This is a genomic window from Bradyrhizobium sp. AUGA SZCCT0177 (assembly GCF_018130125.1).
GTDB lineage: Bacteria > Pseudomonadota > Alphaproteobacteria > Rhizobiales > Xanthobacteraceae > Bradyrhizobium.
Genome location: NZ_JAFCMA010000043.1, coordinates 42,890 through 54,858, shown reverse-complemented (window position 1 = coordinate 54,858; position 11,969 = coordinate 42,890). Strand labels below are relative to the sequence as shown.

The window sequence follows — 11,969 nt, the reverse complement described above, 5'->3', positions numbered from 1 at the left end:
CCATCCCGTCCTACTCAGAAGGGCGTCGGCCGTCGTCACGGACGTTGGGCGGGTTGCGGTGGACGCTTGTTTGCGCTGAGACGACGGCGTGGACGAGCGTACGGCAAAACCGTGTGGTCCTGGCGCCCGTTGCAGGCGTCAAGCTGTCGGAGAAGCGCAAGCGGGAACGGCAGCGACGGAGTCAACCAAGAACTCGTCTCCGGGGAGAGCACGGCATAAGCCGTAAAGCCACTGCGCAGGGAATGTCGGATGTTCTCCGCTGCCCTGTATGCTCGTGTGCACTTTGTTTTGTGCAAACCGCACGCGAGACCGCGGGTGCAGCGCGCATCCGGCATTCCCTGCGCCCTCTCTTTGAAGGGTGAAGATTACATGCAAACCTCGGGCGCATTGCGCCGCGGGAACGCGAAACTATATCCTCGTCGTCCCGGACAAGCGAAGCGCGATCTCAGATGCGCAATTGCGCATCGGGGGACCCATAGCCACCGAAACCAGCCATGGAAAGAAGGTCGACGAACAGCGCCTCTCAAAACAAACGCCGCGGCGTATGGGTCCCGGCTCAAGGCCGGGACGACGAGAGCGGACTTGTCGCGCCGTAGCCCAACGGGCGAAGGCGGATTGTCTTACCCGCCCCTTTGCTTTAATCCCCCACCCATTGATCGCCTCGAAACGGAGACCCCGTGCCAGACCAACCCCTACGCATCGGCACGCGCAAGAGCGTGATGGCACTGGCGCAGACGGATGAGGTCGCGCGGCTGCTGCGCGCCGCCAATCCGGGGCTGAACGTCGAGATCGTAAAATTCGAAACCCGTGGCGATCAGGACCAGACCAGCAAGCTGCTGCGCCATGGCGGCAAGGGCGGCGCGTTCGTCGCCGAAATCCGTCAGGCCATGCGCGCCGGCGAATTGCAGGCCGCGATGCATTCGCTGAAGGACGTGCCCGGCAATGAGGAGACGCCCGGCCTCGTCATCGCAGCGACGCTGCCGCGCGATGCCGCCAATGATTCACTGGTGCTGCGTCCGGGACTTTCGCTGGAAACTTTTCGGGCCTCGCGCGGCAAAGGCTTCAAGATCGGCACCAACGCGGTGCGCCGTGCGGCCTATCTGCGCCGGCTGTTTCCGGAAGTCACCGTGATCCATTACCGCGGCGCCGCCGACACGCGGATCGCAAAACTCGATCGCGGCGACATGCAGCGGCTTCCCGATGGTGGCGAGGTCGGGCCGGCAGATGCGCTGGTGATGGCACGCTCCGGCCTCGAGCGCATCGGCATGACCTCCCGCATTGCCTATGATTTCTCCGTCACCGAAATGCTGCCGTCGGTCGGTCAGGGCATCGTCGCGGTCGAATGCGTCGAGAAGGACTGGCTCACGCGTGGCTATCTTTCTGGCATCGAGGACACGTCCTCGCGGCTCTGCGCCGAGGCCGAGCGCGAGGTGCTGTGGGTGCTGAACGGCCATTGCAACTCGCCAATCGCGGGTCACGCGACCATTTCCGGCAGCGACATGACGCTCACGGCGGCGGTGCTGGATGAAACCGGTGCGCGCTTCATCGAAGCGTCGCGAACGGCGGCAGCGGAGCGGCCCCGCGAACTCGGCCGCGCGGTCGGTCTCGAATTGCTCGATAAGGGCGCCGCCGAGATCATCGCGCGCAACCGCCCCGAAGAGCATTAGCGAACGACCTCGCTCCAGTCCGGGCAGGTGCGCTGATCGACTGGCACCAGCCATGCTTTGTAGTTGGTCTTGTCGATCACCTCGGCCGGCAGCATCACCTTCTCCGGCAGCGGTTCGCGCTTGAGATGGCGCACCGCCGCCCGCGTCGCGATGCAGCCGATCTTGAACATGTTGAAGTCGACGCTCGCGAGCATGCCGCCGGCTTCGATCTGTTTCACCGCCGGCAGGATGCCGTTGATGCCGATCACGATCGCGCTCCGGTTGGCGGTCTTGAGCGCGTCGAGCACACCGAGCGCCATGCTGTCATTGGCCGACAGCACCGCATCGATCTGCTTGTGCTCGGCGAGCAGCTTCTCCATCCCGCGCCTGGCATCGGGTGTCTGGTAGTTGCCGACAGCGGAGCCGAGCACCTCGATGCCGGGGAATTCGCCGAAAGCGCGCTGGTAACCGCGCAGCCGCTCGCGGTTGGTGGGGGCCGCCGGGGTACCCTCGATGACGACGATCTTGCCCTTGCCGCCGAGATGCTCGAACAGATAGCGCGCCTCGCGATAGCCGATCTCGAAATCGTCGGCGCCGACATAGGTGACAAAACTGCCTGGCAGCGGATTGGAGACCAGTATCACCGGAATCTTGGCTTCGTTGAGCAGCTTCACCGAAGGGATCATCGCGACATCATCGACGGGAATGAAGATGATCGCATCCGGCCGATCCTTGATGACCTGCTCCACCATCGCCTTCTGTTCGTCGACATTGTCAGGCCGCTTCGGCACGAAGTGCACGACCTTTGTGCCGCTGGTCCGCGCGATCTGGTCGGCGGCAATGCGGAAGGCTTCATACGCCGGGTTGGTCGAATTCTTGGTGAACACGGCGATGGTCATCTGGTTGTCGGCCGCGGTGGCGCTATGTGCCAGCAACGCCGTCGCGGCTACCAGCATCGTCATCAGGTTTCGCATCGTTGCCTCCCTGTGCGTTATTCTCAAGTACCCAACCCCGTCATTGCGAGGAGCGGAGCGACGAAGCAATCCATCTCTACCGTTGAGTTGGCTATGGATTGCTTCGCTTCGCTCGCAATGACGAACTACTCAAAGCCACAAAATCTTCTTCCGGTACTCAAGATCAGTCAGCAGCGGCGCGGCCGGTCCCTGATGGAACACTGCGCCGCGCTCCAGCGCGAAGACGCGGTCGGCCAACGCCAGCACGAGATCGAGATTGTGCTCGACGATCACAATGGACGTATGCCGTCGCAATTGGTCGAACACCTTGAAAAGTTCGAGGATCACGGTCGGTGCCAGCCCCTCAAAGGGCTCGTCCAGCAGCAGCAGCTTGACATTGCCCGACATCGCGCGCGCCACCGCCACCATCTGCTGCTCGCCGCCGGAGAGATAGTCGGCCGCGACGTCCATGCGTTCGGCCAGCCGCGGGAAATACTGCAGGATCTGCGCTTCGTCCCACACCACGCCGTTGCTGCCGTCGGTCTTGCGCGCCAGACGTCCGAGCGAGAGATTTTCCCGTACCGTCATGCCGGCGAACAGGCCGCGCCCCTGCGGCACATAGCCGATGCCCATGCGCGCGATATCGGGCGCGGGCAGGCGGGCGATATCGGCGCCGGCATATTCGATTCGACCCGACGACAGCGGCGTCAGTCCGGCGAGCGTCTTGAGCAGCGTCGATTTGCCGGCGCCGTTGCGGCCGAGCAAAGCGACGATCTCGCCTTCGCGCACGTCGAGCGAGGCGTCGTGCAGGATATGGCTCTTGCCATAGAAGGTGTTGACGCCTTCGAAGCGCAGGACTTGCGCCGCGCTCTCCCTGGCTTCGTCGGTGCGGCTGTGCTCCACCTCGGGAACGCCGGTGCCGGTATAGATTTCCTGCACCCGGCGGTCGGCACGCACCGCACTGGGTGGGCCCGTCATCAGCACCTCGCCCTGGTTCATCACGGTGACGGAGTGCGAGAAGCCGAGCACCCGGTCGATATCGTGCTCGACGATCAGCACGGGGATATTGGCGGCGACGTTCTTGACAAGGTTCGAAACGCGCTCGCGTTCGGCAGCGGCAAGGCCGGCCAGCGGCTCGTCGAGCAGCAGCACCTGCGGCTTGGAGCCGAGCGCGATGCCGAGATCGACCAGCCGTTGCCCGCCGTAGGACAGTTCGCCGCCTTCGATGGTCTCGATGCCTTCGAGGCCGAGGAACTTGATCAGCTCCGCGGTCTCGGCGTGGATGCTCTCATAGCTGTCGATGTCGCGCCAGAAATTGAAGCGCATGTCGCTCTGCGCCTGCAGCGACAGCCGCAAATTCTCGTAGATCGAAAGGCCCTTGAACAGGTTGGTGATCTGGAACGAGCGCGCCAGCCCCTGATGGCAGATCAGGTCGGACGGCACGCCCTGGATCTCGCGGCCGTTGAGCTTGATGGTGCCCTTGTCGGTCGGAAACAGCCCCGAGACCAGATTGAACAGCGTGGTTTTTCCGGCGCCGTTCGGGCCGATCAGCGCATGGATTTCACCGGCGCCGACCGTGAGGCTCGCATTGTTGACGGCTCGGATGCCGCCAAAGCTCCTGGAGACGCCGTTCACTTCCAGCACGGTGCCGGTGAGCCCCTTCGGCATCAGGAAGGCCGGCAGCGGCAGGCCATCGTAGATCTTGCGCCGGCTCATCGCCGCGGATTCCTCCGGCGCCGGCCACCAGCGTTTGCTGAGGCGCGCCCAGATGCCGACCAGCCCGTCCGGCGAGAACAGCACGAAGGCGACGAAGATCAGTCCGAACCACAGCAACCAGTCCGAGGTCCAGATCGAAAACAGTTCGCGGAACAGAATGAAGAACAATGCGCCGAGCGCCGGCCCCAGCATGCTGCGCATCCCGCCGATCACGACGATCGCGAGCAGTTCGCCGGAAAACGGCACCGACACCGCTTCTGCGGAGACAAGGTAATTCTGGAATCCGATCAGCCCGCCGGCAAAGCCTGTGACCACTGCCGAGATCACGAAGACGCCGAGCTTGTAGCGCTCGACCGGATAGCCCTGGAACGTGGCGCGCAGCTGGTTCTCGCGGATCGCCACCAGCACATGGCCGAACGGCGAACGCACCAGCCGCAGCAACAGATACAGCACGCCGAGGCTGAGCACCGCGACGACGATGTAATAATTGAGCGCGTTGTCGAGATCGAAGGCGCCGATGCTGCCACGCTTCAGACCGCCGAGGCCGTCTTCGCCGCCGGTTACCCTGGTCCAGCGGAAGGCGGTGGTGTAGGCGAGCGCCGCCAGCGCCAGCGTCAGCAGCGAGAAGTAGACGCCGCGGCGCCGCAGGATAACTATACCGACGGCTGCGGAGGCGACCGCCACCACGACCAGCGACAGCAGCAGCGGCAGCCAGATCGCGCCGGGGAACCAGTTGAGCTGGATCAGGCCCGCCGCATAGGCGCCGATGCCGAACCAGGTGCCGTGGCCGAACGAGACGAGGCCGGTGTAGCCGACGCACAGATTGAGTCCCATGGTCGCGATCGCCAGCGCCACCACCATGGTCCCGGTGTTGTGCGACAGGCCAAGCGCCTGCATGCCGAATGGCAGCGCAATCAGTGCAAGGCCCGCCAGCAGCAGCGGTCGGTATTTCGAGGCGGACGACAGCTTCATTCGAATTTCTCGATACGCTCGCCCAACAGCCCGCGCGGCCGCACCAGCAGCACCACGAACATCAGGACATACATCGACGCCTCGCCGGCGGCGGGCTCGAAATGGATGGTGATGCCGCGCACCACGCCGACCAGAAGGGCTGCGATCACCACGCCCCAGAAGCTGCCGAGGCCGCCGATCACGACGACGACGAAGGCGACCGTGATGATGTCGGCGCCCATCGCCGGCTGCACGATGGTAATCGGCGCGAAGAACGCGCCGGCGAGTGCGGCCATGCCGACGCCGAGCATCACGATCGCGGTCATGTATGGCTGCAGCCGGATGCCGAGGGCGGCGACCATGTCGGGCCGCTGGATGCCGGCGCGCACCACGCGGCCGAAGGAGGTTTTGTGCAGCAGCAGCCATACGGCGACCAGCACCCCGATCACGACGGCGAGAATGAGGAGGCGGTATCGCGAAAACAGGAAGTCGCCGAGGAACACCGAGCCGCGCAGCGCGGGCGGGATCGCCGCCGAAATAGGCGGCGCGCCCCAGATGATGCGGATCGCCTGTTCGGCAACCATCGCGAGCCCGAACGTCACCAGCAGGCTCAGGATCGGATCAGCGGTGTAAAAACGGCGCAGGATGTATCGCTCGAACAGGATGCCCAGCATCGCCACCGCAATCGGCGACAGCACGACGGCGGAGCCGAAGCCGAGATACTTCGTGATCTCGACGGAGACGTAGGCCCCCAGCGCGAAGAACGCGCCATGCGCCAGATTGACGACGCCGCCGACGCTGAAGATCAGCGACAGCCCGAGCGCGATCAGGAGATAATAGCCCCCGAGCACGAGGCCATTCACCACCTGTTCCAGCAAGAACGCGAATTGCATGTGTCTACCTTGAACAAAAGCGGCGCCGGCTGGTCGATGCCGGCGCCGCTCACGCCAAACGGGGCTAGCGCGCCAAGTGGCGCGTTAGGCCTTCATCTCGCAGGGATTCTGCGTCTTGGTCGGATAGATTTTCTCCAGCGGCTCTGCCGCCACCGGCACGGCGTCACCAAGCACCAGCATGTCCCACTTGTCCTTCATCTCGGCTTTCGGCTTGACGGTGAACGGATAGGCTTCCTGCACCAGCTGATGGTCCCAGGAGCGGAAATAGCCCTTGCGCGCCTTCATGATGTCGAACTCGGTCTGCTTTTCGAAATGCGCGATCAGCGCGTCGCTCTCGGTCGATTTGATCTCGTTGATCGCCTGCGCCAGCAGCTTGAGCGTGACGTATTCGACCCAGGCGTGGTTCTCCGGCGGCTTGCCGTATTTTTGGGTAAAGGCGGCGACAAATGCCTTGGAGGCCGGGTTGTCGAGCGTGTGATACCAGACGGTCGGCCAGGTGCCGCTGAGATTGCCTTCGCCGGCGGCCCAGGCGTCGCCGGTGTTGAGGTTGAAGCCGACCAGCGGGTAGGGGAAGCCGAACTCCGCATATTGCTTCACCAGATTGGTGACCTGGTTGCCCGCGAGGTTGCAGCACACCACGTCCGGCTTGGCCTGCCGCACCTTCAGCAGATAGGGGCTGAAATCGGTGACGTCGGTCGCGATCAGTTCGTCGCCGGCCAGCGTGGCGCCGTTGGCGTCGAAGAAGGTTTTTGCGGCTTTCAGCAGATCGTGGCCGAAAATGTAGTCCGCGGTCAGCGTGAAGAATTTCTTGCCCTTCACCATGCCCTTTTGATTGAGCGCGGTGCCGACGGCATTGACCATCACCGTGTTCGGAATGTCGCAGTGGAACGAGTAGCGGTTGCAGTTCTTGCCGCGCAGCGCGTCGGAGCGCGCGCCGGTCGAGAAGAACACCTTCTTGTTGCGCTCGGCGACCTGCATGATGGTCAGCGAGGAGGCCGAGGAGATTTCGCCGAGCAGCACCACGGCGCCGTCCTGCTCGATCATGCGCTGGGCCTTGGTCGAGGCGGTTGCGGGATTGACCGAGTCTTCCGAAATCAGATCGATTTGCTTGCCCATGATGCCGCCGGATTGATTGATCTCTTCCGCGGCGAGCTTGACGCCGAGCTGGGCGTAGCTGCCGATCGCGCCGAGAAAGCCGGTCAGCGGCACGAGATGTCCGATCTTGATCCGGGTTGCCTGGGCGCGAACGATCGCTGGAAATCCCAAAGCGGAAGCGCCGGCAAACGCGGCGCCCGTCTTCAACAAAGTACGTCGGCTGTAGCTGAACATGGCGGGTCTCCTCCCTGGGGGCGCGTCACGACGTCCTGCCTCCGATTCTCGCTATGCGAGGATGTGAGAGACGTTTTTTTATTATTGGAGGATAATTCCGGACACAGCCGCGCCTGTCAACGCCAAATGCGTCGCAGATTCGCTTCAGGCGATTGGGGAGAGGCGTTAGGAGGACTTCGCGGTGTCGCGGGCGCCGAACTCGGCGGACAGCCGGGCGGCGGCGGTCTGCACCAGTTTGGCGCGGCTTTTCAGCACCTGGTCGGACATCCGCCAGATCGGGCCGGAAATGCCCAGCGCCCCGATCACGTCGCCGGTAAAATTATAGACCGGCACCGCGATGCAGCGCACTTCCGCGTTGTACTCGCCGTCGTCGATCGCGATTGCGCTGCGCCGGATTTCGGCAATTTCGCGCAGCAGCACGGCAGGATCGGTGATCGACTTGCCGGTCGAAGGCTTCAGTTCGACACGTTCGAGGAACCGCTTCAATTGGTCGGGGCGCAGCGAGGCCAGGATGATCTTGCCGAGCGCAGTGCAGTGCGCCGGTCGCACCACGCCGACCCGGTCGGTGAGCTGGAACGCGCCGGAGCCGCTGGTGCGGGCAATAACCACGACGGAATCGCCCATTCGGACCGCAAAATGCCCGCTCTCGCCGGTTTCCCGCGAGAGATCTTCCAGCACCGGTGTTGCGAGATTGACCATCTCGATTTCATCGAGCGCGCTGGCGGCGAGCGCGAACAACGGCCGACCAACGCGGTAGCGCTTGGAATCCCGCTCTTGGCGCATGTAGCCCAGCGTGACGAGGGTCTTGGCAAGATGGAACGTGGTGGAATTATGCAGGCCGACAAGCTTGCTGAGTTCAGCGAGGCTGATGCCCTCGCGGTGGCGCGCGACTTCCTCGAGGATCGAAAACGCGCGCCCGAGCGACTGCACGCCGCCGCGCTGACGCTCCTCGGCGTCGTCGTCGATGTTGGGCGCGTTCGATTGCACCAGCCGGGCGACCGCCGTCTTGCGTGGCGTGGCGGGCTTCTCGCTCGTCTTCGGCTTGGTTCGCGATTTCACGGATGGGTCTCCAGGAGGGCAGGGCCGAATTCTATCAGGCTGTCCTCGTCAATGAATAGCATGATGCTCCGCTGCGGGCCTGTTCATCTATACCACAATAGCAATTGACGTACAGTATTATGAGAAATAGGGTCCGCCCTTGCCGGCCGCGCGAATTAAGACGCGGCGTCCAAGCTTGTTGAGCAGGGAGAGAGTGATCCGATGGCGCGCAATATGCTCAACGGGGCCCAGGTCATCGTCGACTATTTGATCCAGGAGAAGGTGCCGCAGGTGTTCGGCCTGTGCGGCCACGGCAATATCCAGTTCATCGATGCGCTGTACGAGCGTTCCGACGACATCAAGACCATCTCGGTCCACCATGAGAGCGTCGCCGGGTTCATGGCGGACGTATATTACCGTGTATCGGGGCGGCCGACCGCGACCTTCACCTCCTGCGGGCCGGGCTCGGCCAATCTGCCGATCTCGCTCGGCAATGCGTTCCTCGATTCGGTGCCGTTCATGGCGGTGACCGGCAATGTGCCGACCAGCCAGTTCAATCGCGGGGCGTTTCAGGAATTGTATCGGCACTATCAGGCCGACTTTCCCTCCACTGTGCGTTCCTATTGCAAGAAGGTGTTCCAGCCGACGCGGGGCGAGATGGTGCCGCTCGCGGTTCGGCAAGCCTGGAAGACGATGATGTCGGGACGTCCGGGACCTGTCGTGCTGGATGTTCCCTTTGACGTGTTCATGGAGTCGGCCGCCGAGGAGGCGCCGAACGCGCAGGCCTGGAACGCCAACATCTCCAGCCGCTGCGGCGCCGATCCCGAGGGCGTGGTGAAGGCGGTCGATATGCTGCTCGGCGCCGAGCGGCCGGTGATGATCGTCGGGCAGGGCGTGCGTTATGGTGGCGCGGCCGAGGAATTGCTGAAGCTCGCCGAGCGGCTGCAGATTCCGGTGGCGGCATCGGCCAGCGGGCTTGGCGCGATCGACTGCAACCATCCGCTGGCGCTGGGCCTCGTCGCGCGTGCCGGTCATTACCAGGCCAACCACGCGACGCGTCAGGCCGACGTGCTGCTGGCGATGGGGATGCGGTTCGACGATCGTACCTCGAGTTCGTGGATTCCCGGCTATTCCTTCACCATTCCGCCGACGCGGCTGATCCATGTCGACATCGACCCCGAAGAGATCGGCCGCAACTATCCGGTCGCGCTCGGGCTGATGGCCGACGTTCGGACGTTCCTGCGGCAGGTTCATGCCGAACTCGACCGCCGCGCCGATCTGACCAAGAAGGGCGACAGCCGCAAAAAATGGCTGGCGCAGATCGATACCTATCGCAAGGAGTGGGACAAGTTCGTCGCACCCGGATTTTCCGACGACACCATGCCCATCAACCCGCAGCGTGCTGCGCTTGAGATCGACAAGGCGCTGCCCGAGAATGCGATCCTGGTCAGCGACATCGGCGTGCACCACAATTGGCTGCTCTCCTTCTGCAAGCCGAAGCGGCCGGACTCGCTGATCGGTTCGATGGGGTTCGGCCCGATGGGTTTTGGTGTCGCCGGCGTGATGGGGGCGAAATTCGCAGCGCCCGACCGGCCCTGCGTATCCGTGTGCGGCGACGGCGCCTTTTTCATGCACGCCAACGTGCTTGGAACCGCGGTCGAATATAATCTGCCCGTCGTCTGGGTGGTCTGGAACAATTACGCCTATGCCTCGATCCGCGGGCTGCAGCGCGGTTATCTCGGCGGCCGCGAACTGGCGACCGACTTCCACGATCCCGTGACCGGCCAGCGCTACAATCCGGATTTTGCCGCGATGGCGCGCTCCTGCGGCGTCGAGGGCGTGCGGGTCGATCGCGCCGGCGATATCGGCGAGGCCATCCGCAGGGGCATCGCCGCCAACAAGCCCTATCTGATCGACGTCGATATCGCCGCCGATATCAATCCCACCGGCGCCGGCGTCTGGGAATTGCCCGGCCTGGGCCAAAGCAAGGCGGGCATCGGCACCCGCTATCAGCCCGTCTGATTTGAACTGAGGAGAGCGCATGTTGCTTGCAGGCAAGAAAATCGTCGTCGTCGGTGGTTCCTCCGGCATCGGTCTTTCGACCGCGGAAATGGCCAAGCGCGAAGGCGCCGATGTGATTGTTTCGTCGCGGAATGTCGAGCGCCTCGACAAGGTTGCGGAAACGCTGAACGCGATCGCGATCCCGGCCGATGTCACCAGCGACGAAAGCATCGCAAAGCTGTTTCGCGCCTGCGGCCCGGTCGATCATGTCGTGGTCACGGCAGCCCAGCTTCGCACCGGTCCGTTCAAGACGGTCGCGATGGAGGACGTGCGGTCCACGATGGAAAGCAAGTTCTGGGGCGCCTGGCGGGTAGCGCGATCGGCCGAGATTCGCCCCGGCGGATCGCTGACGTTGGTCTCCGGCTTCCTCAGCGTTCGCCCGCGGCCGAATTCGGCCATCGTCAGTGCGGCCAATGGCGCACTCGAATCGTTGGCAAAAGCGCTGGCGCTCGAACTGGCGCCGGTGCGCGTCAATGCCGTCTCACCCGGCGTGATCGATACGCCGATCCGCGCCGCAATGCCGGAGGAGGCGCGCCGTGATATGCTCGCCAAAACCGCCGCGGCGTTACCGGTCGGCCGGGTCGGGATCGGCGACGACATCGCGCGACAGATATTGTCGTTCATGGCGAACGGCTTTGCGACGGGATCGATCGTCTATATCGACGGCGGCGCGCTGGTGATCTGATCGTCGCGGTAACTGAAGGAGCACCAAATGGCTTCAGAGGATCACGGCGCTTTCATCCGCAACATCGCCGAAGTGCCCTGGCGCGAATTCCCCAATCATTTTGGCGGCGCACTGTCGAAACCGCTGGTCATGCCGGAGACGGCGGGCTCGCGTCACATCGACTACCGGATTTCGATGTACCAGCCGATGGCCCAGGTCGCGCGCCACAAGCACAAGATCCAGGAGCAGATCTATCACGTGCTCGAGGGCGAGGGGCTGATGGAAATCGCCGGCAAGAACCACGTCGTGCGCAAGCACGATTTTATTTTCCTGCCGCCGGGCGTGGAACACGCCATCTCGAATTCCGGCCTGGCCGATCTGGTGTTCCTCGTCATCACTTCACCGGTGACGGATGACGAGAAGCCGCTGTGACACGACGGCGACATTACGCCGCAAGATCGAGCAGCAGGCACGATGAGCCTCTAACCAGCACCTTGCGTCCGCTTGACGTGAGGACCGGCACATCGCCGTTGATCGTAACGAGTCCAAGCGCAATCAGGCCTTGAATTGTGAATCGATTCATCCGCTGTGGCCGTGATGCGGAGTTGCGCAGATTCTTCAACACTTCCCACTGGTCGGGCGTCAGATCGTAGTCGATTTCATCGTTCATGGCGTCCAAAGACTCCTCACGTTCTCAAGGCGCGTGATAGCCGCCGCT

At 63.5% G+C, this 11,969-nt stretch carries 10 protein-coding genes; 4 read left to right on the top strand and 6 right to left on the bottom strand.

The window, feature by feature from the left end; genetic code table 11:
- Positions 1–677: 677 nt before the first annotated feature.
- Complete coding sequence (hemC, locus tag JQ597_RS33635; RefSeq protein WP_349628932.1) at positions 678–1,667, top strand: hydroxymethylbilane synthase; 990 nt, start codon at positions 678–680, stop codon at positions 1,665–1,667.
- On the opposite strand, the gene JQ597_RS33630 is transcribed toward hemC, so the two are convergent.
- From JQ597_RS33630 to JQ597_RS33610, 5 genes are all read right to left on the bottom strand, one after another.
- The gene (locus JQ597_RS33630) at positions 1,664–2,620 is read right to left on the bottom strand and encodes a sugar ABC transporter substrate-binding protein (protein WP_212269710.1); all 957 of its coding nucleotides are present in this window, start codon (positions 2,618–2,620) and stop codon (positions 1,664–1,666) included. The genes hemC and JQ597_RS33630 overlap by 4 nt on opposite strands.
- A gap of 129 nt (positions 2,621–2,749) precedes the next feature.
- Positions 2,750–5,287: a branched-chain amino acid ABC transporter ATP-binding protein/permease gene (locus JQ597_RS33625; protein WP_212269709.1), complete on the bottom strand. Its 2,538-nt coding sequence runs from the start codon at positions 5,285–5,287 to the stop codon at positions 2,750–2,752.
- Positions 5,284–6,159 carry a branched-chain amino acid ABC transporter permease gene (locus tag JQ597_RS33620; RefSeq protein WP_192735166.1) on the bottom strand — a complete coding sequence of 292 codons (876 nt, stop codon included), beginning with the start codon at positions 6,157–6,159 and terminating at the stop codon, positions 5,284–5,286. Before JQ597_RS33620 ends, JQ597_RS33625 begins: the two co-directional genes overlap by 4 nt.
- 84 nt (positions 6,160–6,243) lie before the next feature.
- On the bottom strand, positions 6,244–7,488 hold the full coding sequence (locus tag JQ597_RS33615) for an ABC transporter substrate-binding protein (RefSeq protein WP_212269708.1): 1,245 nt from the start codon (positions 7,486–7,488) through the stop codon (positions 6,244–6,246).
- A 165-nt stretch (positions 7,489–7,653) separates the two neighbouring features.
- On the bottom strand, positions 7,654–8,547 hold the full coding sequence (locus JQ597_RS33610) for an IclR family transcriptional regulator (RefSeq protein ID WP_212214214.1): 894 nt from the start codon (positions 8,545–8,547) through the stop codon (positions 7,654–7,656).
- Positions 8,548–8,748: 201 nt separating this feature from the next.
- Here JQ597_RS33610 and JQ597_RS33605 point away from each other — a divergent pair, with 201 nt between their 5' ends.
- Genes JQ597_RS33605 through JQ597_RS33595 form a run of 3 tightly spaced genes read left to right on the top strand, consistent with a single transcriptional unit; the run spans position 8,749 to position 11,683 of the window.
- Positions 8,749–10,548: a thiamine pyrophosphate-binding protein gene (locus tag JQ597_RS33605; protein ID WP_212269707.1), complete on the top strand. Its 1,800-nt coding sequence runs from the start codon at positions 8,749–8,751 to the stop codon at positions 10,546–10,548.
- 19 nt (positions 10,549–10,567) lie between these two features.
- Positions 10,568–11,272, top strand: coding sequence for an SDR family oxidoreductase (locus JQ597_RS33600; protein WP_212269706.1), 705 nt, complete (start codon positions 10,568–10,570; stop codon positions 11,270–11,272).
- 27 nt (positions 11,273–11,299) lie between these two features.
- A complete protein-coding gene (locus JQ597_RS33595) occupies positions 11,300–11,683 on the top strand; it encodes a cupin domain-containing protein (protein ID WP_212269705.1) in 384 nt (127 codons plus the stop codon).
- Between the two features lie 13 nt (positions 11,684–11,696).
- On the opposite strand, the gene JQ597_RS33590 is transcribed toward JQ597_RS33595, so the two are convergent.
- The gene (locus tag JQ597_RS33590) at positions 11,697–11,921 is read right to left on the bottom strand and encodes a hypothetical protein (protein WP_212269704.1); all 225 of its coding nucleotides are present in this window, start codon (positions 11,919–11,921) and stop codon (positions 11,697–11,699) included.
- Positions 11,922–11,969 lie beyond the last annotated feature (48 nt).

Coding starts and splice junctions, on each gene's coding strand:
- JQ597_RS33630 (WP_212269710.1), bottom strand. CDS start 2,620: ATGCGAAACCTGATGACGATGCTGGTAGCCGCGACGGCGTTGCTGGCA.
- JQ597_RS33625 (WP_212269709.1), bottom strand. CDS start 5,287: ATGAAGCTGTCGTCCGCCTCGAAATACCGACCGCTGCTGCTGGCGGGC.
- JQ597_RS33620 (WP_192735166.1), bottom strand. CDS start 6,159: ATGCAATTCGCGTTCTTGCTGGAACAGGTGGTGAATGGCCTCGTGCTC.
- JQ597_RS33615 (WP_212269708.1), bottom strand. CDS start 7,488: ATGTTCAGCTACAGCCGACGTACTTTGTTGAAGACGGGCGCCGCGTTT.
- JQ597_RS33605 (WP_212269707.1), top strand. CDS start 8,749: ATGGCGCGCAATATGCTCAACGGGGCCCAGGTCATCGTCGACTATTTG.
- JQ597_RS33600 (WP_212269706.1), top strand. CDS start 10,568: ATGTTGCTTGCAGGCAAGAAAATCGTCGTCGTCGGTGGTTCCTCCGGC.
- JQ597_RS33595 (WP_212269705.1), top strand. CDS start 11,300: ATGGCTTCAGAGGATCACGGCGCTTTCATCCGCAACATCGCCGAAGTG.
- JQ597_RS33590 (WP_212269704.1), bottom strand. CDS start 11,921: ATGAACGATGAAATCGACTACGATCTGACGCCCGACCAGTGGGAAGTG.